This is a genomic window from Bittarella massiliensis (ex Durand et al. 2017), assembly GCF_017566145.1.
Taxonomy (GTDB): Bacteria; Bacillota; Clostridia; order Oscillospirales; family Ruminococcaceae; genus Bittarella; species Bittarella massiliensis_A.
This window is the reverse complement of the sequence record NZ_JABFCL010000013.1, coordinates 62,077-81,970: the sequence shown is the minus strand read 5'-3', so window position 1 is coordinate 81,970 and position 19,894 is coordinate 62,077. Positions and strand designations below refer to the sequence as shown.

Below are 19,894 nucleotides of genomic sequence, written 5' to 3'. Positions count from 1 at the left end.
CGTCACCTTCCTGCCCGGCGAGCACGGCACCGTCTCCGGCGACGCCCAGCAGACCATCTACCACGGCGAAGCCGCTGTGGTCCCGCAGGCCACCCCCGACGAGGGCTGGCTGTTTGCCGGCTGGGATGCCGACTTCTCCAACGTCACCGGCGAACTGACCGTTACCGCCCTCTGGAGGGAACGCGAGACCGAAGAACCCGTGAACCCCAATCCTCCGGCTGAGGAGGAGTCTCCTGTGGGGCCGGTCAACCCCGCTGATCCCACCACTCCCACTGATCCCACCGTTCCCGCTTCTCCGACCAGCCCTGTCACCCCGGCAGTCACCCCCAATCCCCCTGTTGACAACGCGCCAGTCGACACCCCTCCGGCTGACCAGGTGATCATCCCCGACAGCGAGACCCCGCAGGCCCAGGCCCCGGTCGACGGCCCCACCGAGGAGATTCTCGACAACGAGATCCCTCAGGCCCAGGCCCCCGGCACTGACCGCATGACCCTGCTCGACCTGATTGGCGCCGCCGTCGCCCTGATTCTCGCCATTGCCGGCGCTTTGAGCAAAAAGCGCACCCTCGGCAAGAAGGGAATTCTGGCCGGCATTGCCACCCTGCTGGTTGTCCTCTTCTTCGTGACCCAGCCCATGGTCTGGCGCTTCCGCATTGCCGACATCTGGACCATCTTCTTCGCCGTCGGCATCGCCGCCCAGGCCTTCACCCTCTTCTTCAAGAAAGACGAAGAGGAAGAAGAGGCCCAGGAGAACCGCTAGTCGGTTTAGACGGCCCCTCTACTTTCGGCAGTCTTATCCCAAACCGGATAAGGTGATAAAAGACCCTGTCGCCCCTCTTTTTTGAGGGGCGACAGGGTCTTTTTATTGGGCAGACAGAGTTTTTTCGCAGGGCAGGCAACGGGACAGGTCAAATTGGGACCCGGCCCAAACACTGCCACAACCCTGTCGGGGCTCCCCTCTTGGGATCGTCTTTCCCCCCTTTCTGCCGGGGGCAACAGGCGGGCAAATCAAAAAGAGGGCCCGCCAGAAGGGCCCTCTCCTCTCTCTGCAAGGGAAAAAGGCTACCGCCCGCCCCTGCCGCCAGTCTTTTTCTGCTCCAAAAGGCGCACATAGACCACCTTGCTGTTGCCGTCGGCCGAGCGAATGCCCTTGATGTCCAGCATGCCCAAAGATTTGAGAAAGGGGGTCAATTTTTTAAAGCCGAAGTTGCGCACGTCAAAATCGGGGTAGCGCTTGGTGAGCACGCTCCCCAACTCGCCGGTAAAGGCCCAGCCGTCCTCGTCGGAAATTTCCTCCACAATGTTGCGAATGGCCTTGCGGATGGTCTTTTGCGAGGTCATCTGCTGGGAACTGCCGGCGGCAGGGGCGCACTTGGCGATCTCGGGCGCCTCGATCTCCGCCTCCAGCTGCTCTGGCTCCTCGCCCTCAGCGGCCCGGGCGGCAGTCTCGGCCAGGATTTCCAGATAGCGGAACTTGTTGCAGGCGCTAATGAAGGGCTGGGGGGTCTTTTTCTCCCCCATTCCCACCACGTACATCCCCGACTCCCGCAGGCGGGCGGCCAGCCGGGTGAAATCGCTGTCGCTGGAGACGATGTAGAACCCCTCCACATTCCCCGAGTAGAGAATGTCCATGGCGTCGATGATCATAGCCGAGTCGGTGGCGTTTTTGCCGGTGGTGTAGCCGTACTGCTGGATGGGGAGAATCGAATTGTCCAGCAGCAGGCTCTTCCAGGACTGGAGGAGTGGGCTGGACCAGTCCCCGTAGATGCGCTTATAGGTGGCGATCCCGTCGCTGGAGACCTCGTCGAGGATGCACTTGATGTATTTGCCCGACACGTTGTCGGCGTCTATCAGGACGGCGAAGCGCCGGTCCATGCTGTTTTCCATATAATTCCTTCCTTTTTCCTTGATACTTTTCAGTATACACCATCCCCCGCGCCGGATGCAATCGAAAAAGGCCGGTCGAGTCAAATGAGGAGAACGGCAACCGCCGTTTGACCTGCAAAACCGGCCATCACCCGGATGCTCGGCAGCCAGGCCGGCAAAAAGCCGAATCTCCCTTGCCCTAAAAGCATCTCTTTTCCCCCTAAAGAGGTAAAAAGAAATGGCTGCTGCGCCCAGATTCCCCGCAGGGGATCTTGGTTTGACACTCTGGGCGGGTCCTTTTGCAGGAAGGGGCGGCCAACGGCGGCGGTCGCCATTTTCCCCCTCACCTCCGCAGTGGAGAAATACAGTTCTGGACGGTGGATCGATCTCTCCTTCCCCCCCTTTTGGACACTGGGAGAGGCCTTTGCAAAGCGCAGCAAGGCGGGGCGGCAAAAGCGCCGCTCCGCCCAAATTGCCAGGCCGATTTGAGATCTGGAAGCCACAGCCGCGAGGCCCTTGTTTGCCCCCCTCAAAGGCGGCCTGCCAGCCAGCGCAGCGCCCGTCCGTGGCGGGCGGCGATCTCTGTGACATGGCCGCCCGGATTCCACTCCAACACGCACTGGTCCGGGCTGTCCAACCGCCCCTGCAGCTGCTTGCAGAGGGCGCGGGTGCAGTCCCCCACCGGGGCCAGCCGCGCCATTCGGGTGTGCTCCTCCCCCTCCCCCAAAGAGAGGTAGAAGAGCTCCCGCCCCCGCTGTGGCAACTTCTCTTCGGCATATTCCCGCCAGCCGTCGTACCAGAGGGAACCCGAAAGGCTGGCGAAAGCCGCAAAGGGGGCGTTTGGTTGGGCTGCCGCCCAGAGGGCAAAGAGTCCCCCCAGCGAGTACCCCAACAGAGCCGAGCGCCTGCCGTCGGCCCCCAGGGCGGCCTCCGCCTCCTCCTTGGCGCGGCAGAGCCGGGGCAGGTACTCCGCCGCACCGCCGCCAAAGGGCCTGTCCCTCTTTTTTAGGTTGGGGGCAGGCCAGGGGGTGTAGTCGTCATCCCGGTTCCCGGCGCTGTGCAGCACCAGGGCCAGGGGCGGCAGGTCCCTCCCCTCCACCTCCAGTCCCGCCAGCAGTTCGGGCAGCATCCCCTCCACCATGTCGCCGTCCAACAGGTGAACGGCAGGCATGCCCTGCCCCCATCCCTGAAGCAGATAGCAGCGGGTTCCCCCCGGGCTCGTGTACAGCCTTCCCTTCACAGCTCGTCCCTCCCTCCCGGAACACTTCGGCGCGCCGGTTTTTCTCCAGTATACCCCCATAGGCCAAGGGGCGCAACCGCCCTACTTTTCCCGGCAGACCCGGCAGATCACCTGACTCCCCGCCACAAAGAGCACCCGCACCCGAAACCTGTCGGGCACCCGGTCGTAGAGGCGGCCGGCGCTCATGGTCCCCCTGGCCACCGTGTAGGGGCTGTTGGCCAGATACCCCGCCTGGCAGCTGGGGTTCAAGCCCACCCAGATGGCCTCGGCATCGTGGGCGTTTTGTGGCTCCTTTTTGCAAATGAGCTCCTGCCCGGGAAAAAACACACCGGTTCCCAGGTAGTGCTTTCCCCCCACAACGGTCACAAAGTCCTTTTTCTTCATCTGCCATTCCCCCTCTTTACGCGGCCCGGTCGGGCAGCAGCCAGCCGTCCCGCAAGTCCCGCAGGGCCTCCTGCTCGGTGTCGGCGGAAAATTGAAATCTCCCGCCCCTGTCATACACTTCCACGTGGCCGTTCACATAGCGAATCTCGCAATCCATCTTCCGTCCTCCTCACAGGTCATTGGTTTTGTTCTCTCTACCACCAGTATACAAAATCAACTGTCCTATAAAACGGACTGTTTTCTCGGTTGCGCATTTTTCCCAGAACACAACAAAAAAGGAGACAGCTGCAGCTGTCTCCCCTCTCTACAAATTCTCTTTTCCCTCCCCGTAGGGAGCCAAAGCCTCTCTGGCATAGCGCAGATAGGCGCTCACCGCCCCCGGCGGCTCGAGGATGCGCGCCCCGGCCCCCAGGCCGAAGATCCAGGACCAAAACTGGGGACTGACCCGCACCTTGACCCGCACGGCAAACCCCTCCCCCACAGGGCGCAGGGGGGTCTCGGGGCCGAAGCGGTCGGCCACCACCCCCGCCAGGGCGGTGGCAAACCAGAGCAGCAGCGTCTCCTCCTCCCCGCCAAACATCCCAAATACCCCTTTGGAGTAAGCGCCCATGTCGAAATTGGCAAAGGCGTCAGCCCCCTCCCGGGGCGCCTCCGGCAGCAGGCGGATGTGGGCCATCTTGTCCACCCGGTAGTGGCGGATGGCCCCCGCCCGGCCGTCAAAGGCGATGAGGTAGTAATTCTCGTCATCCCAGGTGAGGGCCCAGGGGCTGACCCAGTAAGCCTGTCCCTCCCGGCGGGCCCGGCGGACAAACCGCCGCCCTCCGGGGGCCAGGGCCCACTCCTCGTAGACAAAGGAGACCTGCACCTCCTGGGAGATGGCCCCGTGCAGGGCGTCCACATTGAAGTAGACCGCCTCGTTCTCGGTCTTGACCCGGCCGGCCACATAGACCTGCCGCTGCAGCTGGCGGGCCTGGTGGGCGCTGCAGAGCCCCTCCACCTTGCCGATGAGCTGGTCGGATTTGCGCCGGGTAATGAACTTGCAGGCCTGCACTGCGTCCACCAGCAGCTTCAGTTCAGGCAGCTGAAAGGGGCGCTCGGCCACAAAGTAGCGCCGCCCCTCCCGCACCACATCCAGCCCGTAGAGGCGCAGGGTCTCGATGTCGTCGTAGAGGCTCTTGCGCTCGGCGGCCAGCCCCCGCCCCTCCAACTCCCCCTGCAGCTGGGCCAGGGTGAGGCCGTGCTCCTCGTCGGTCTGGCGCAAAAAGATCTCCCGCAGGGCCAGCAGCCGCCCCTTCTGTCCCCCGCTCTTGGCCACGGCCATCCCCCTCTCTACTCGCCGATGATCTTGATTAGGACCCGCTTGTCCCGCATCCCGTCAAACTCAAAGTAAAAAATCTGTTCCCAGGTGCCGAAGTCCAGCCGGCCGCCGGTGATGGCGCAGACCACCTCCCGCCCCATGACGGTGCGCTTGAGATGGGCGTCGGCATTGTCCTCAAAGCCGTTGTGGTCGTACTGGCTGTATGGCTTTTCCGGGGCCAGACGCTCCAGCCAGCGCTCGTAGTCCCGGTGGAGACCCGCCTCGTCGTCGTTGATAAAGACACTGGCGGTGATGTTCATGGCATTGACCAGGCAGAGCCCCTCTCTGACCCCGCTCTCGTCGATGGCCTGCTGCACCTGGGGGGTGATGTTCACCAGCCCCCGCCGGGCAGGCAGGTGAACGTGTAGCTCTTTGCGGTGGGATTTCACAGCGCTCTCTCCTCTCACTTCTTCTGCAGCCGGCGGCAGAGGTCCGGGTCGGGGGTGACATAGGCCGAGTAGTTTTGCTCGAACACCACCATCCCCGGCTTGGCGCCGGCGGGCTTTTTGATGTTTTTCACCAACGTGTAATCCACCGCCACCTGGGCGGCGTCCCCTGCTTTGGAGTGGGTGGCGGCGATGGTGGCCGCCTGGGTGAAGGCCCGCACCGGAATGGCGTCGAAGTCCTCCCCCCCCGTCAGCAAGATGGCGTGGCTGCCGGCGATGTCCTTGGTGTGAAACCAGATGTCGCTCCTCTCGGCCAACTTGGTGGTGAGCTGGTCGTTTTGGGTGTTGTTTCGCCCCACCAGCAAGGTATAGCCGTCGTCGAGAACAAATTCCAGGGGACCCCGCATCTTGGGGCGGTTCCCCCTCTTTCCAGCCCGGCGCAGGTAGCCCTGGTCGCAGAGCTCCTGGCGGATGACCGCCAGTTCGTCCTCTCCGGTGGCCCGGGTCAGGCTGTCAAAGACGCTCTCCAGGTAGCGAATCTCCTCCTCCCCCTGTTGAATGAGAGCTTTGAGCTTCTCCTCTGCGGTGCAGAGCTTGCGGTATTTTTTGTAGTAGGCCTGGGCGTTTTGGGCCGGGGTCAGCCGCGCATCCAGGGGGATTTCCACCGTCTCCCCCGCCTCGCTGTAATAGTTTGGCACCGCGGCCACCCGGTCGCCCTTCTGTATTTGGTAGAGGGCGCTCTGCAGCAGGTCGCCGCAGACCCGCAGTTCCTCCCGCTTGGCGCAGGCGCTCAGCTCCTCTCTTTGGGCGGCCACCCGGCGCTCAATGCGCTCAATGCGCCCCATCAGCAGGTGAAAAAGGTCGGCCGAGCGCTGCTTGACCCGGTGGTAGGCGTCCTTCCCGGTGTAAAAGGCGTCGAGCATCTCCCCCAGTGCGGGGTAATGTCGGGTCTCAAAGGGGTAGCCAAACTGGTGCAGTTCCATAAAGGAGAAGTCCTTGGGGGCCTTCTGCGCGTCCAGCACCACCGTGGGGGCGCAGTCCCCTGAGCGGACCGTCTCCTGTATCTGGCCCAGGAAGAACCGCAGCCGGTCCAGCTGGGCGGGGGAGAGCTCCCCGCAGGGCTCCCCCTTGGTGACGTAGTGCTCGATCTCCCCCGCCACCACCGGCGAGATACCGGCCAGGGTCTTCATGCAGGCCCGGTGCAGGTCCCCGTCAAAGCGAGCGGCCACCGCCTCGGCCAGCTCCTCCTTGCTGTGAGAGAGGAGCCAGAGCTTGTTTTGTGCCGGGGGAAGGGCGTACTTTCCGGTGGGCAGGATCTGCCGCACCGAGGACATGCTCATGTCCACCCGCTTCACCGCGTCCAGGATGGTGCCGTCCTCGGCGAGGAGGACGATATTGGAGTGGCGGCCCATGATCTCGATGACCAGGCTTAAGCGCACCGCGTCGCCGATCTCGTTTCGGCAGTCAAAGTCCAAAAAGGCAATGCGCTCCCCTTCGGGCTGGCGGATGTCCACCAGCCGCCCGCCGGAGAGGTGCTTGCGCAGCAGCATGCAGAACATGGGCGGGGTGGCGGGGTTGGGGTACTGCTCCCCGGTCAGGTGGATGCGGGGCGCGTCGGCCCGGGCCGAGAGAAAGAGTTTCCCCCCGATCTCCCCCTGTCCCGAGAGGGTGAGCACCAGCTCCTCCTTCGAGAGCTGGTGAATCTTGGTGATTCGCCCCCCCAGCACCTTTTGGCGCAGTTCGCCGCAGAGCAGGTGGAGGGTCAGTGCGTCCAGGGCCATTAGAAAAACACCTCCACATCCTCTTGGGTCGAGGGGAAGACCGGCTCCACCCCCGCCCGCTCCAGCAGCGCCTGCAGGGCGGGCAGCACCACCTGTTCGGTGGCAAAATGTCCCGCCGCCACCAGGGTGATCCCCCGGTGGGCGGCCTCTAAAAACTCGTGGTACTTGCACTCGCCGGTGAGGAGGGCGTCGGCCCCCAGGGCCTGGGCCTCCTCCACCATGCCGCTGTCCATGGCCCCGCTGCAGAGAGCCACCGTCCCCACCGCGCTGTGCCCCGGGGCACAGCGCACCCCGGGGGCGCCCAGGGCGCTCTTTACCTGCGAGGCAAAGGCCGCCGGGGCCAAAGGCCGCGCCAACCGGCCGATGCGGCCCAGCCCGTCGGGGCGAAAGGGGGCCAGCTGCTCCAGCCCCACCGCAGCGGCCAGACAGTCGTTGACCCCGCCCTGGGCGATGTCCAGGTTGGTGTGCATCGAGATGACCGACAGCCCCTCCACCGCCAGACGGTGGGGCAGCGACCCGGCCTCCAGCCGGTGCAGACCGCCGAAGATGACCGGGTGGTGGGTTACAATCAGGTTGGCCCCGTGGGACAGGGCCGAGTCGATGACCCCGCCGGTGACGTCCAGGGCCAGTTCCACCCCGGTCACCCCGGCTTCTCCGTCCCCGATCAAAAGGCCCACATTGTCCCAGCTCTCGGCCAAGGCGGTGGGACAGTGCTCCTCCAGCAGTGCCAATATCTCTTTGACGCGCATACTCGTACTCCTTTTCCAAAAAGCGGGATTGCCCGCGAAAATCATCTATTTGACACGGCCCGGCGGGGCCGCAAACCGTCCAAGCGCCCCCCTGCCTTTTGGCGCTGAAGGGGATTTATCCGCCGCCTTTCCTCATGGGAAAGGGAGGGCGGCCAGTCTGGCAGAGGCAAAAAGCGGGTTCACAGCCGCCCGTCTTTGCAGCGGTATTTGGCCATGGGGCGGGAGCAAACGCAGTTTGCGCATCCGCTGGCCATCTCCAGGTATAATAGCCGCTCTGCGGAAATAATACCGCAAACGCGGAGCGCACAGCGGTATTTGGCCATCAGGCAGGGAGCAAACGCAGTTTGCGCATCTGCCCGGCCATCCGGTATAATAGCCGCTCTGCGGAAATAATACCGCAAACGCGGAGCGTGCAGCGGTATTTGGCCATCAGGCAGGGAGCAAACGCAGTTTGCGCATCTGCCTGGCCATCCTCAGGTATAATAGCTGCTCTGCGGCTATTATACCACATCCCCCGCCAAAATCGTAGGCGGCAAAGCGCCGGGCCCGTCGGGGGTTGGGAGGGCCCGTCTGTTTTGCCCGCCGGCCTTGCGGCGTCCAGGCCGGCGTGATAGAATGGACAAAAGCCACCTGCGCCCGACAGAGAGAATGCCTTTATGACAGGGAAACCCTTGGGGCGCTGCGCAAATCGACCAAATAGGAGGCCACAGCCAATGGAAAGCTCGCTGAAAATAGCCCTGTTGCAGATAGCTCCCTGCGCCACCCTGGAGGAAGCCCTTGACAAGGGGCTGCGGCGCTGCCGAGAGGCCAAAGAGAGGGGAGCTGACATCGCCCTGTTTCCCGAGATGTGGAGCAACGGGTACAACCTCTATGGCCGCCCTGTGGGCGAGTGGCTGAAAGAGGCTGTCCCGGCAGATGGCGCATTTGTCAAGGCCTTTGGCCGCCTTGCCGAAGAGCTGGAGATGGCGATCGGCATCACCATTTTGGAGGAATGCGAAAACCGCCCCCGCAATTCGCTCGTCCTCTTCGACCGGTTCGGAGAGCGCAAACTCGTCTACGCCAAGGTGCACACCTGCGACTTTGGGGCAGAGCGGGATCTGACGCCCGGCGAGGATTTCTTTGTCGCCGGACTCGACACCGCCTGCGGCGAGGTGCGCGTGGGGGCGATGATCTGCTACGACAGAGAATTCCCCGAAAGCGCCAGAATTCTGATGCTCAAGGGGGCTGAGCTAATCCTGGTCCCCAACGCCTGTCCCATGGAGATCAACCGCCTCTCACAACTCCGCGGCAGGGCGTACGAAAACATGCTGGCGATCGCCACCTGCAACTACCCCGCCGCTGCGCCGGATTGCAACGGTCACTCCAGCGTCTTTGACGGGGTGGCCTACCTCCCGGAGGGGGAGGAATCCCGAGATACCTGCATCTGCCAAGCGGGGGACGAGGAGGGCATTTACATGGCCGAACTCGACCTCGAGCAGCTGCGCCGTTACCGCGAGAGGGAGGTGCACGGAAACGCGTACCGGCGGCCCTCGAAATACAGTCTCTTGACTGACACAGCGATTGCGCCCCCCTTTCTCCGGGACGACCGCCGGGAGTAGGGGGGCAGGTGACAACCTCCCCGCCAATCAGGGCCGCCTCACCCTCCTGGCAGCAGTTCAGCCCCCTTTTCAAAAGGGGAAACCTCCTCTCCCTCCCACTCGCTCTGGGCGCACTTAGAAGCGCAACATGAAAAACAGGGGCCGCTCCCTTTTTAGAAGAGCGGCCCCTGTTTTTTCCCCGGCCATCCACGGAGAGAGGGGGAGAAAAGGGGAGCCGCACTTCATCCTGGCCCAGTTGGCCCCCCTTTTGATCACCCCAAATTCTCCCGCCGCTGGCTCAACAGCTCGTCGGGAAAGCCCTCGCTGCAGAGGCTCCAGTGCTCCCCCCAGTCGTCGCTGGCAAACCAGAGGGCGGTCTCGGCGGCGTCCCCATCATCCCCCTGGGCCACCGGCAGCAACCCGTACTGCCCGTCAAAAATTGGCGGCTGCACCGCCCCGTAAACTCCCTCGTACTCGGCGGGGAGGGCCACCTCGCACCGCCGCCAGCGCTCGCCCCCGTCATCGGTGCGGTAGAGGCAGGGCAACCCGTTTTCCGGCCGGTAGCAGAGAAAGCCCACCTTCTCGCTGACAAATTTGGCGCCGATCACCAAACTGGTCTTTCCCTGGGCGGCGGGGGTGGCGGTGGGCCGCCAGGTCTTGCCCCCGTCGGCGGTCAGATAGACGCTGCAGCCCTCTTGGCTCATGGTCCGCCCAGCGCTAAAGACCGCATAGCCGCCGGTGTCGCTCCAAAAGCCGATGGCGCGAAAGCGGGTCTCCGCCCCCGAAGAGGCCACCGCCGTCTCCTCCCAGCTCGCCCCCTGATCGCTTGAGAGCAGGGCCTTCATCTCCTCGCCGTCCTGGTAGAAGATGGCCGTCTTCTCCTGGGTGACCCAGACCGCCCCTGGCGGCACAAACTCCTGGGTCTGCTGGTCGGGGCTGTACAGTTTGGCCACTGCCAGCGGGCCCTTTACCCACTCCAACCCGCCGTTGTAGCTGATTTCCAGAGTGGGCTCCCTCTGATAGAGGCCGGTGCGGTACTGGCAGCGCCCGTCCCAGCCCCGCTTGGCCCGGACGGCCGCCGCATCGGCCTGGGCGGCGCCCAGAGCGTAGTCGGGGCCGTCGTAGGGGGGCAGGTCGCCAGCCTCCACCAAGTTGCCCAGTTCGACGAGGGCATACCCGTCCGCCCCGTAGCGGACAATCCGCATCTGAGCGACGCCGCTTAGCCCGTCGCCCAGGCAGCCGGCCAGCAGGCCGGGGGTTCCCCCGTCGCCCGAGAGGGTGAATCCCAGTTCGGCGGTGTACTCCTCCCGCCCGCCGGCCAGTATGTTTCTGGGGTAGTCAGGGGTCAGTTGGACCCCCTGGTCGACAGCATATTTGGTCAACAGCTGTTTGGCAATGTCCAGCAGCCCGGCGCTGTCTGTCTGCACGGTGGCCAGCGCGCCCTCCGGCGGCTGGGCGGCGGAGACCGGCGGCGAGGCCTCCCCCTCCGGCGGGGAGACCTCAGCTCCGCCCCTCTGTTGACAGCCGGTCAGACTGCCCGCCGCCAGCGCCAGCGCCAACAGCCAGGCCTGCCACCTCCCTCTCCTCATCCAAAAATCTCTCCCTTCTTTTTCGCTGTAAAAATACAGGGCAAAAGCGGCCCTCCGCCAGCGAGACTGGCTAGGAGGACCGCCCGTTGCGCGCTCAATACAGCTTTTTGATCTCCACGATCAGCTCTTCGATGTGGGCGGCGTCCTTCCCCTGGGCCATCAACCCCTGTTTCTGGCTGTAGAGCTGCCCCAACACCTTTTCGTAGTAGAGGGCTCGTTCCTCCCCCGCACTCAGGGGGATGAGGCCCACCAAACTCATGAGGGGGGAAATTCGCTTGGGCTCTCCCGCATAGGCCGCCAGCATCACCGTGTAGACCCGGCCGCGGTCACAGACCACCTGCTCCTTCACCAGCTCAAACCCGGCCTTGTACAGGTCGATGCGCAGCTGGCCGGCCCGGCTCATGGGCTGCAGCACCAGTGTCTTGCCCGGCGCCCTGAGCCGCTCGTCGGCGAGGATGATGCTGGCGATCAGCTCGCCCCCCATCCCCGCGGCGATGACGGTGTCGGTCTCGGGCACCCCCTGCAGCCCGTCGGTGCAGATGCAGCTCACCGCCAGGCCGTTTCGCTCGGCCAGTCGCCGCGCCTTCTGCAGCGAAGGCTCCGAAATATCACAGGCATAGCCCTTGGTGACCCGCCCGCTCTCCACCAGGTGGCAGATCAGGTAGCCGTGGTCACAGCCGATGTCGGCCGCCGTGCCCGAGGGCACCAGAGCCGCCACCGCCTGCAGTCGCTTATCCGGCAATCGTATCAACTGTCTCTCCTCCCCTCTGCGCGTCGGTTTTGTCCATCTGTCTCTGCATGGTCTTCATCAAGAAATTGCTGATGTACTGGCTGGCTCCCAACACCAGAAGGCCGGTGATGGTGGCCACAGTGGTCTGGGGCAGCATGGAGATAACCGCCATGCCGGCGGCGCCGCCAAAGCCCATGCAGAACTGGGAGAGGGTGATAAACTCCCCGCTAAGGCCCTGGCCGCCCGGCGTCTTTTTCACCGACAGGTAGAACATGCTGGTGTAGCCGTTGTCCAGCCAGCAGCCGAAGAAGCTGTTGACCGCCGAAAACAGCAGGATGGTGGTCACATCCATCTGCCAGTAGAGGGAGGCGGTGGTCGCCACCAGAACGCTCACCGAGATGTGCAGCAGTTTCACCCGGTTCTCCCGCTTCATCAACCGCCCACAGACCCAGCTGGCCAGGATGGCACTGATACCCACCAACACGTTGTTGACCCCCACCAGCAGCTCGCTCTGGATGATGCGAAAGAGGAGGATGTTGAGAAAGAAGTTAAATACCCCCGAGCGAAAGCCCTTGATCAGTTCCGAGGCCACAAACATCCGCCAGAGGGGGGAGCGCACGGCAATGCGCACCATCTTTTTGTACTGGGTCTTCTGCGAGTTGAAGGCGATGCGGGGCATCCGCACCACCTTGTACATGGCCACCGCCGCCACCGCCGCCGAGAGGCCAAAGACCACATAGTAGCCGGTGAGCCCCTCAAAGCGGGAGATGAGAAAGCCCGAGAGAAAGGGCATGGCCAGACTGACAATCCCCCTGGCAAAGGCCATGAAGGAGACGGTCTGGTCGGTGTTCCCCTCGCTGGAAAACTGGGAGACCGCGTTGGCGTAGGTGATGAAGAAAAACGACTGTCCCATGGCCGCCAGAAAGGCGATGAGCACCACAAAGTCGTCCAGCCGGTTCATCACCGTAAAAAAGGTGACGTACATCACCAAAAAATCGGCGATGGCCACCGTAAAGGTGAACTTGGCGGAGAAGCGCCGCATACAGGCCACCGTCGCCACAGTGAAAAAGGGGCCCAAAATAGAGACCACCGTATTGTAGAACATGGTGACCCCGCTGTCCCCCGTCAGTTTGATAAACAGGGTGTTGATGAACATGGTGTGCAGGTTGGTAAAAACCAGATAACACAGGTAGATCTGCAGCACCTTCAAAAAGTCGGGGTTGAGGCCCTCCATTCCCAGCATCTGCCGCAACCGACTGTTCTTTGCCACACAAATTCCTCCTCTTTTTTCAAAGTGCCCTCTTCGGCGCGAACGCAGCCGCATGCGCCCAACGGGAAGGGGCCGCGAGACATTTGTCCCGCGGCCCCGCCCACTATGCCTCTTTCGAGGCCAGGTATTGGTTGATGCTTGCCACCAGGGTGTCGCAATCCATCCCGTGCACCATACAGGCTTCGGCCAGACTCTCGCCCTGGGAGGCGGGGCAGCCGACACAGTGCATGCCGGCCTCCATCAAAATAGGGGCGATCCCCTCCGCGTCGATGCGCAGCAGCTCGCCAATCAAAATCTCGGGTGTAATGGTCATCTCGATACGCTCCTTTTGCTTGCAAAGTTTACCGAATGACTCTATTATAGCTTGTTCTCCCCCCCAGCACAACCCCTGTGAAGGCCATTTTCTCTGGTGTTTCTGTCACAATTTCACTTCTGTTTTCCGTGCATAAAGCCAATTTGGGGCTGCTCTCTCATCTGTGTTGTTTCCCCGCCCAGACCGCGAAGTCAGAGCGCGACGGCCCATCATCCGCCGGGAGGTCCCTCCAAGGTGGAACACCGCCTCTCTCGCCGGGGCCCCCTCACCCCCAGCCTATAAACGCCCTTTCTGATCAAACGCCTGCCACCTGCCCGCTGGGTGGGGGGATACCGCGCCCCAGGGGAGAGCTGTCCTCCCCCCTGACAGTGCGCCAAAACACAAAGGAGCCCCCGTCCGCCATCTGTGCGGCCGAGGGCTGCTTTTTTTCTTTACATCCGGTGCATAAACCGGCTTAAAAACTCTCTTGTTTTGGGATTTCTGGGGCGCTCGAAAATCACCTCGGGCTCGTCGTCCTCGGCAATAAAGCCGTCGAGCATAAAGACCGTTCGGTCGGACACCTCCCTGGCAAACTGCATCTCGTGGGTGACCACCACCATGGTCATCCCCTCGTGGGCCAGCTGTTTCATCACCCCCAGCACCTCCCCCACCATCTCCGGGTCAAGGGCCGAGGTGGGCTCGTCAAAGAGGAGGACATCCGGCTTCATGGCCAGTGCCCGGGCGATGGCCACCCGCTGCAGCTGCCCACCCGAGAGCTGGGCTGGCTTGGCGTTGATGTAGGGCACCATCCCCACCTTGTAGAGGTAGCGCAAGGCCAGCTCGCGTGACTCCTGCTTCCCCTTTTTCAGTACATACCGGGGCCCGGCCATACAGTTTTCCATCACCGTCTGGTTGGCGAAGAGGTTGAAGGACTGAAAGACCATCCCCACCTTGGCCCGGTAGCGGTTCCAGTCAAAGCTGTCCCCACCAACCCGTTCACCGTGGTAGTAAATTTCGCCCCCACTGGGGACTTCCAGCCGGTTGATGCACCGCAGCAGGGTCGATTTGCCCGAGCCCGACGCCCCGATGACGCACACCACCTCGCCCTGGTGCACCGTAAAGTCGATGTCCCGCAACACCACATGGGTGCCAAAGTTCTTTTGCAGATGGCGCACCTTGAGGATCGATTCCCGCTGCCACAGCTCCCGCAGGGCGGGGGACATCTCCCCCCCGCCCGGCTCTACACTCCGGCGCTCCTCCGCGACCTGCTCGCTCATCTCGCCGCCTCCTTTTCCCTCTCCGCCTTCTCCCGGCTGCTCTCGGCCGCGATTGCCCTGCACTCGGGGATGGAGGCGGGGTCCACCAGCTCGTAGTCCCGGGGGCCGTTCATCCGCCGCTCCACCAGGTGGAGCAGGGCGTTTGCCAGGGTGGTGAGCACCAGATAGATGCAGCTGACCACAAAGAACACCTCAAAGTATTTGAAGTAGACCCCCGCCGCCGACCGGGCCGCATAGAACAGCTCACCCACGGTGATGACACTGAGCACCGAGGTATCTTTGATGTTGCTGACTAAGTAGTTGCCGATCTGGGGGGCAATGTTGCGAAAGGCCTGGGGCACCACCACCGAGACCATGGTTCGGGCGTGGGACATGCCGATGGCCTTGGCCCCTTCGATCTGACCTGGATCAATGGACTGAATGCCGCCCCGCACCGTCTCGCACATATAGGCGCCGGTGTTGATGGAAACCACCAGCAGGCCCGCCATCAGGGGCTGAAAGTGCACCCCGAACACAGCCGCCGCACCGTAGAAGATCACCATCGCCTGCACCATCATGGGGGTGCCGCGGAAAATCCAGACATAGAAGCGGATGATCGCCCAGACAACATTCATCCCCACCCGCTTGAAGAGATTGTCCTCCCGGGTGAGGGGAACGGTGCGCACCGTTCCCGCCAAAAAGCCGATGATGCAACCCAACAAGGTGCCCAGTACTGCCAGATAGACCGAGGTGCCGGCCCCCTTTAAAAAGGCGACGCCGTACTTCTCGGTGATAAAAGCCACCCATCCGAAAAATGTGGTGGGCAAATTCATGGTCTCTCTCCCCTTCTCCTTTTCTCGCTTATCCTCTTACAGGGGCGCGCTCGCCCTCTGCGAAGGGTCACTGGTTGACCGGCTGCACCTCGATGGCGTGGCGGAGCATCTCCTCTTTCTCCTCGTCGGTGATCTGGGCCAGGGCGGCGTTGAGTTTTTGCTTTACGTCGCCGCGATTTTTGCTGACGGCAATTCCCAGGTCGGTGTCCTCATCGGAGAGTTGGAACCCGCTCCTCTCATCCAGCTTCACCATGGCCAAGTCTGGGTTGGCCGCCACAGCCGACAGGGCGGTGGGCTCATCCATCAGCAGCATATCCACCGTGCCCGACTGCAGCGAGACGATCATGGCAGGCACGTTCTCCATGGCGGGCATCTTGTCGACACTCGGGATCTGGTCGATGATGTTATACCAAAGGGTGTTGAGCATCGAGGTGCAGCTGGCGCCCGCGAGGTCCTGCAGTTTGGTCTTGCCAGCGTATTTGCTGTCCTTTTTCACCAGGGCCACAATCTGACTGCGGTAATAGCAGTCGGTGAAATCCATCGAGGCTTTGCGCTCATCGGTGATGCTGATGGCCGAGATAGCGCAGTCGATGGTGCCCGTCTGCACCCCCAGCAGCAGCCCATCCCAGTCGATCTTATAGGCCTCCATCCGGTAGCCAGCCCTGTCGCACAGCTGTTTCATCAGCTCCACCTCAAAGCCGTAGGTGTATTCGCTGCTGCCGGTGATGGGCACTGCCCCGTTGGAGCTGTCCAGTTGGGTCCAGGTGATGGGGGCTGTCATACACTCAAACCCAACCTTTAAAACCGGCCTGTCATCGCCTTCTGCCGCAGATTTGTCCCCGCAGCCGGTCAGGGGCAGACAGAGTGCCGCCGCCAACGCCATAGCGATGATTCGTTTCCCTTTCACGATCAAGACCTACCTTTCTATCCGCCTTTCGGCACTGCTACTTTCCCATAAGGCCGGGGGCGGGTCAACCACCCGCCCCCTCGCCTTTGCCTGTATTATAGTGACTGACTCCCCTCTTTTCAATGCGCAAAGGAGAGATTTTATGCCATCTTAACGATTTCACCGCCATTATTTACATTGTATTCAGTCATTGGTTACAAAATATGCGATTTCTCTCCTTCGTTTTTGCCGCCCCAGCCTGTTCGTTTGGCAAACGGCTCCCCTTTTCCATCTCCTCCTCTCTTGCTCCCCCCTCTCTGTCCCGGCTGCGGCGCCAGCCAGATATACCGGATGGGGTCCGCCGCCTGGGCAACTACATCAGGGAGAAGGGAACAACTCTCCTTTTGATGCGGTCCGCTCCCCCCGCGGGCGGCAGGCAGTCTCCGCCAACAGAGGGCGCTTTTGCCCCTCTCCTCTCTCCCGCGCGCTTCTTCCCCCTGCAGGCCAAAAAAAGCGGCTTCTCCTTGCGGGTCAACGCCTCTCTCCGGTTTGACTGCAGCCGCGTTTCAATGGGCCATTGCACCGACAAAAGGTTCACCGCCCACCGCCTGGACCCCCTGGCCGATCCAAGGAGCTCTCCCCCCTCTTTTGCAGCCGGGGCACCTGCCGGGCGCCCCAACCGTCGGGGCCGGAAGGCCCCCTTTATCCGCCACCCCGTCAGGGTGTCGCGGCACCCTTTGTTTGGCCCCTCTGTCGGCAGACAAAAAAAGCCCTTCGCTCGTTTGAGCGAAGGGCTTTTAATCGACGAAAAGAAACGGTAGCTTACTGCTCCTCTTTCATCTTGGCGAAGCAGTCGCTGCAGTAGACAGGACGGTCCTCGCGGGGCTGGAAGGGAACCTGGCAGGGTGCGCCGCAAGAAGCGCAGACGGCGTCGTGCATCTCTCTGGGGCCTCTGAGGTTTCTCTTTCTGTTGTCACGGCACTCTTTGCAGCGCTGGGGCTCGTTCTCAAAGCCCTTCTCCGCGTAGAACTCCTGCTCACCAGCGGTGAACACGAACTCCTGGCCGCACTCTTTGCACACTAAAGTCTTGTCTTCGAACATTTGATTGTACCTCACTTTGGAAAGATAAATTTGGCCCGCACCGGAATTGAACCGTCTTTTAGAAAAACCTAAACGCTCCCCTGAGCTATTGGGCATATTTCAATTTTTTTCTCACTCGTTGCAGGGCGTTATCGACAGATTTCTCCGGCTTGTGCAAGAGGTGCGAAATGTCCTTGTAACTGTACCCGTCCAGGTGTAGAGACAATACCTGTTTCTCAAACGAAGACAAAACACTCTCCGCCTGCTTTATCAGGCGGGACACTTGTTCTCGCTGTGCAACTATCTGCTGAGGGTCGCTGGCTCCGTCGGCTCCGTCCTCCCCGTCTAGGTAGGGCAACCTCTCCTCGCCGCCGCCCCGCTTGCGCGCCCGGCTGCGCCGGTAGCTGGCAATCATGGCGTTGCGAAGACAGACTGTCGCATAGGAGGAGAAGGGGATTCCCTTTTCCGGATCAAAACCGTTCACCGCGGCGGGCAGGGCCATCAGCCCTTCCTGCGCCATGTCCTCACAGTCGGCGGAAAAGAGTTTGCGCGCCATCGCCTCGGCGATGGGGAGGTAGGCGGAAACCAATTGATTGAGGGCTTTCGCGTCGCCCCCCTGTGCCCGGCGCAGGAGTTCGGTCTGTGCGTCATCCGGTTTCCAATCGCCCATAAGACCCTACCTTTAGCGTTCTCTCAACATCCCCATCCTAACCTATAAACCACTTCCTGTCAAGGAATTTTTTCACTCTCGCCAAAAGCGCCAGATTTTTCAGATAAAAGTTGCGCAAACCCGCCAAAAACCGCATGGCAGAGCAGAGTTTCTCCCTTCTTCCCAGGGCGAAAACCTATTCGGCCGCCAGCTCCGACTCGTCCCGGGTGACGTTTCGCATCCAGCAGCCGCTGCGGATGCGGAAGAAGGAGACCACCGTCTTGATGGGGGAATCGATGCGCAGCAACACGTAAACCACCGGCGCCGCCACCTTGGCCACCAGGCCAAAGTAGGCCCCCAGAGGGGTGGCCACCGCCCAGATGAAAAAGACGTCGATGAAGAAGGTGAACTTGGTGTCGCCACCGCCCCGCAGGACCCCCATGGTGGAGATGACCTCCACCGAGATGAGGAAGGTCATGACCGCCGCCGCGATCATCATCTCCCCGGCCATGGCGGTTGTCTCTGGGGCGATGTTGTAAAGCCCGATGACCGGCTTGCGGATGGCCAGCACAATCGCAGCGCCCACCGCCCCCACCCCCAGGGAGAGCAGCTGCATAGTGGTGGCCATCTTCCGCACATATCCGGCGGGTTTGGAGCTGACGGCCTTGCCGATCTGGATAGCGGTGGCATTGGAGAGGCCGAAGAGGAAGATGAAGGCCAGCTGGGTCACCACGTTGACGATGCTGTTGGCCGCCACCACCGACGCCCCCATCCGCCCCAAAATGGCGGCGTGCACCGAGGTGGAGAGCCCCCAGGCGATCTCGTTGAAGGCCACCGGTAGGCTGGTTTTGACGTAGTCGCCCAGCAGCAGCCGGTCCATCTTGTGAAAGAGATGGCGCAGCCGAAATCCGGTGCGCTTTTCAAAGCGCTCCATGTAGACAATCGACATCACCAGCTCGCTGATGCGGGCGCAGAGGGTGCCCACCGCGGCGCCCGCGACCCCCAGTGCCGGCGCGCCGAATGCGCCGAAGATGAAGATGTAGTTGATGATCACGTTGATGACAAAGGAGACCGAGTAGATCACCACCGAGATCTTCACCTGCTCCACCCCCCGCAGGGAGGTGATGTAGCAGTTGGAGACCCCGTAGAAGAAGTAGGAGAAGGCGATGATCTTCAGGTAGCGCACCCCTTCGGCCACCACCTCGGGGTCGGCGGTGAAGAGGCGCAAAATGGCCTCGGGAAAACAGAGCACCAGAGCGGTGACCACCAGGGAGAGCACCACCACAAACTTCAGCCCAATGGCCATGATTCGGCTGATGGCCGCCGTGTCCCCTTTGCCCCAGTACTGGCTGATCATCACCGAGCCGCCGGCGGCAAAGCCAAAGGAGAACATGCTGAAGACAAAAAAGGGCTGGTTGGCCAGGGAAGCCGCTGACAGCTGCACCTCTCCCAGCTGGCCCAGCATCACGGTGTCCATCATATTGACCCCAAAGCTGATGAGGTTTTGCAGGGCGATGGGGATGGCCACCGTCAGCAGGGCCCGATAAAAGGACTTTTCGGTCAAAATCTTGTCGCGCACGATCTCAATTCCCTCTCTGTCTGATTTCTCCCCCCGGCCCCCCCTCTTCACGAGGATGGGCAGCGCCGGGCAAGGGCACAAAAAACAGCCGCCTGTGGGGTCCGCCGGGCCAAAAGGCGACTGGGGGAGGGGGAATCCCTCCCGGTGACAGCAGCAGTATACCACATTCCCCGCCCCGCGCCAACACCTTTTGTCCAAAAAGCGACTTCTTTTTTGACCGTTTTTTCCCGTTCTCCCTCCCCTTCATCATACCGCCTCTCCGCCGTCTTTTTCGTCCTCCCGCCCAGCGTTCCACCACAAGGGGGCCTGGGCGAGCGGCGCCGCCGGGCGACAGATGCGCCGGGCAGTCATCTTTTTCCCGCCGCCAAGGGCGATGTCTCCTCTCCATAT

Annotated in this window: 21 protein-coding genes; 2 read left to right on the top strand and 19 right to left on the bottom strand. The window is 62.2% G+C overall.

Annotation, left to right across the window (positions count from 1 at the left end):
• A partial coding sequence (locus tag HJY11_RS11690) for an InlB B-repeat-containing protein (RefSeq protein ID WP_438820434.1) occupies positions 1-760 on the top strand: 760 nt, incomplete at its 5' end.
• Positions 761-1,062: 302 nt separating this feature from the next.
• Here HJY11_RS11690 and HJY11_RS11685 read toward each other — a convergent pair.
• The 9 genes from HJY11_RS11685 to HJY11_RS11645 all read right to left on the bottom strand — a co-directional run bounded on the left by HJY11_RS11685 (position 1,063) and on the right by HJY11_RS11645 (position 7,763).
• Positions 1,063-1,887 carry an NYN domain-containing protein gene (locus HJY11_RS11685; RefSeq protein WP_208076134.1) on the bottom strand — a complete coding sequence of 275 codons (825 nt, stop codon included), beginning with the start codon at positions 1,885-1,887 and terminating at the stop codon, positions 1,063-1,065.
• Positions 1,888-1,967: 80 nt separating this feature from the next.
• Complete coding sequence (locus tag HJY11_RS11680) at positions 1,968-2,201, bottom strand: hypothetical protein (RefSeq protein WP_208076133.1); 234 nt, start codon at positions 2,199-2,201, stop codon at positions 1,968-1,970.
• A 194-nt stretch (positions 2,202-2,395) separates the two neighbouring features.
• A complete protein-coding gene (locus tag HJY11_RS11675; RefSeq protein WP_208076132.1) occupies positions 2,396-3,106 on the bottom strand; it encodes an alpha/beta hydrolase in 711 nt (236 codons plus the stop codon).
• 81 nt (positions 3,107-3,187) lie between these two features.
• Positions 3,188-3,490, bottom strand: a complete 303-nt coding sequence (locus HJY11_RS11670) for an HIRAN domain-containing protein (protein ID WP_208076131.1) — start codon at positions 3,488-3,490, stop codon at positions 3,188-3,190.
• Positions 3,491-3,506: 16 nt separating this feature from the next.
• On the bottom strand, positions 3,507-3,647 hold the full coding sequence (locus HJY11_RS11665) for a hypothetical protein (protein ID WP_021661375.1): 141 nt from the start codon (positions 3,645-3,647) through the stop codon (positions 3,507-3,509).
• Between the two features lie 147 nt (positions 3,648-3,794).
• Positions 3,795-4,811, bottom strand: a complete 1,017-nt coding sequence (locus tag HJY11_RS11660) for a helix-turn-helix transcriptional regulator (RefSeq protein WP_438820433.1) — start codon at positions 4,809-4,811, stop codon at positions 3,795-3,797.
• An 8-nt stretch (positions 4,812-4,819) separates the two neighbouring features.
• A complete protein-coding gene (locus HJY11_RS11655; RefSeq protein WP_208076129.1) occupies positions 4,820-5,236 on the bottom strand; it encodes a secondary thiamine-phosphate synthase enzyme YjbQ in 417 nt (138 codons plus the stop codon).
• A gap of 14 nt (positions 5,237-5,250) precedes the next feature.
• Positions 5,251-7,014 carry an Rqc2 family fibronectin-binding protein gene (locus HJY11_RS11650; RefSeq protein WP_208076128.1) on the bottom strand — a complete coding sequence of 588 codons (1,764 nt, stop codon included), beginning with the start codon at positions 7,012-7,014 and terminating at the stop codon, positions 5,251-5,253.
• A complete protein-coding gene (locus tag HJY11_RS11645; RefSeq protein WP_208076127.1) occupies positions 7,014-7,763 on the bottom strand; it encodes a Nif3-like dinuclear metal center hexameric protein in 750 nt (249 codons plus the stop codon). Before HJY11_RS11645 ends, HJY11_RS11650 begins: the two co-directional genes overlap by 1 nt.
• Positions 7,764-8,476: 713 nt before the next feature.
• Between HJY11_RS11645 and HJY11_RS11640 the strand changes: the two genes are divergently transcribed.
• Complete coding sequence (locus HJY11_RS11640; protein WP_208076126.1) at positions 8,477-9,361, top strand: carbon-nitrogen hydrolase family protein; 885 nt, start codon at positions 8,477-8,479, stop codon at positions 9,359-9,361.
• 251 nt (positions 9,362-9,612) lie between these two features.
• Here HJY11_RS11640 and HJY11_RS11635 read toward each other — a convergent pair whose 3' ends face one another.
• From HJY11_RS11635 to HJY11_RS11590, 10 genes are all read right to left on the bottom strand, one after another.
• The gene (locus tag HJY11_RS11635) at positions 9,613-10,929 is read right to left on the bottom strand and encodes a WD40/YVTN/BNR-like repeat-containing protein (RefSeq protein ID WP_208076125.1); all 1,317 of its coding nucleotides are present in this window, start codon (positions 10,927-10,929) and stop codon (positions 9,613-9,615) included.
• A 94-nt stretch (positions 10,930-11,023) separates the two neighbouring features.
• A complete protein-coding gene (locus tag HJY11_RS11630) occupies positions 11,024-11,680 on the bottom strand; it encodes a class I SAM-dependent methyltransferase (RefSeq protein ID WP_208076124.1) in 657 nt (218 codons plus the stop codon).
• Positions 11,661-12,929 (bottom strand): MFS transporter, encoded by a 1,269-nt coding sequence (locus HJY11_RS11625; RefSeq protein ID WP_208076123.1) that lies wholly within the window; start codon positions 12,927-12,929, stop codon positions 11,661-11,663. The genes HJY11_RS11630 and HJY11_RS11625 overlap by 20 nt, the downstream gene beginning before the upstream one ends.
• Before the next feature lie 103 nt (positions 12,930-13,032).
• Positions 13,033-13,242 (bottom strand): DUF1858 domain-containing protein, encoded by a 210-nt coding sequence (locus HJY11_RS11620; RefSeq protein WP_044993521.1) that lies wholly within the window; start codon positions 13,240-13,242, stop codon positions 13,033-13,035.
• A gap of 431 nt (positions 13,243-13,673) precedes the next feature.
• Positions 13,674-14,444: an amino acid ABC transporter ATP-binding protein gene (locus tag HJY11_RS11615; protein WP_243764467.1), complete on the bottom strand. Its 771-nt coding sequence runs from the start codon at positions 14,442-14,444 to the stop codon at positions 13,674-13,676.
• Positions 14,445-14,494: 50 nt separating this feature from the next.
• On the bottom strand, positions 14,495-15,310 hold the full coding sequence (locus HJY11_RS11610) for an amino acid ABC transporter permease (protein ID WP_208076122.1): 816 nt from the start codon (positions 15,308-15,310) through the stop codon (positions 14,495-14,497).
• Positions 15,311-15,377: 67 nt separating this feature from the next.
• Complete coding sequence (locus HJY11_RS11605) at positions 15,378-16,217, bottom strand: transporter substrate-binding domain-containing protein (protein WP_208076121.1); 840 nt, start codon at positions 16,215-16,217, stop codon at positions 15,378-15,380.
• A gap of 801 nt (positions 16,218-17,018) precedes the next feature.
• Positions 17,019-17,297, bottom strand: coding sequence for a zinc-ribbon domain containing protein (locus HJY11_RS11600; RefSeq protein WP_021661398.1), 279 nt, complete (start codon positions 17,295-17,297; stop codon positions 17,019-17,021).
• Between the two features lie 85 nt (positions 17,298-17,382).
• Positions 17,383-17,946, bottom strand: coding sequence for a sigma-70 family RNA polymerase sigma factor (locus HJY11_RS11595; RefSeq protein ID WP_208076120.1), 564 nt, complete (start codon positions 17,944-17,946; stop codon positions 17,383-17,385).
• 175 nt (positions 17,947-18,121) lie between these two features.
• Positions 18,122-19,504 (bottom strand): MATE family efflux transporter, encoded by a 1,383-nt coding sequence (locus HJY11_RS11590; protein WP_208076119.1) that lies wholly within the window; start codon positions 19,502-19,504, stop codon positions 18,122-18,124.
• Positions 19,505-19,894 lie beyond the last annotated feature (390 nt).

Excerpts from the sequence above, each read along its gene's own strand:
- HJY11_RS11600 (WP_021661398.1), bottom strand. The coding sequence starts at position 17,297 with ATGTTCGAAGACAAGACTTTAGTGTGCAAAGAGTGCGGCCAGGAGTTC.
- HJY11_RS11680 (WP_208076133.1), bottom strand. The coding sequence starts at position 2,201 with ATGGCGACCGCCGCCGTTGGCCGCCCCTTCCTGCAAAAGGACCCGCCC.
- HJY11_RS11615 (WP_243764467.1), bottom strand. The coding sequence starts at position 14,444 with ATGTCCCCCGCCCTGCGGGAGCTGTGGCAGCGGGAATCGATCCTCAAG.
- HJY11_RS11610 (WP_208076122.1), bottom strand. The coding sequence starts at position 15,310 with ATGAATTTGCCCACCACATTTTTCGGATGGGTGGCTTTTATCACCGAG.
- HJY11_RS11685 (WP_208076134.1), bottom strand. The coding sequence starts at position 1,887 with ATGGAAAACAGCATGGACCGGCGCTTCGCCGTCCTGATAGACGCCGAC.
- HJY11_RS11665 (WP_021661375.1), bottom strand. The coding sequence starts at position 3,647 with ATGGATTGCGAGATTCGCTATGTGAACGGCCACGTGGAAGTGTATGAC.
- HJY11_RS11635 (WP_208076125.1), bottom strand. The coding sequence starts at position 10,929 with ATGAGGAGAGGGAGGTGGCAGGCCTGGCTGTTGGCGCTGGCGCTGGCG.
- HJY11_RS11650 (WP_208076128.1), bottom strand. The coding sequence starts at position 7,014 with ATGGCCCTGGACGCACTGACCCTCCACCTGCTCTGCGGCGAACTGCGC.
- HJY11_RS11645 (WP_208076127.1), bottom strand. The coding sequence starts at position 7,763 with ATGCGCGTCAAAGAGATATTGGCACTGCTGGAGGAGCACTGTCCCACC.
- HJY11_RS11595 (WP_208076120.1), bottom strand. The coding sequence starts at position 17,946 with ATGGGCGATTGGAAACCGGATGACGCACAGACCGAACTCCTGCGCCGG.
- HJY11_RS11670 (WP_208076131.1), bottom strand. The coding sequence starts at position 3,490 with ATGAAGAAAAAGGACTTTGTGACCGTTGTGGGGGGAAAGCACTACCTG.
- HJY11_RS11640 (WP_208076126.1), top strand. The coding sequence starts at position 8,477 with ATGGAAAGCTCGCTGAAAATAGCCCTGTTGCAGATAGCTCCCTGCGCC.
- HJY11_RS11660 (WP_438820433.1), bottom strand. The coding sequence starts at position 4,811 with ATGGCCGTGGCCAAGAGCGGGGGACAGAAGGGGCGGCTGCTGGCCCTG.
- HJY11_RS11620 (WP_044993521.1), bottom strand. The coding sequence starts at position 13,242 with ATGACCATTACACCCGAGATTTTGATTGGCGAGCTGCTGCGCATCGAC.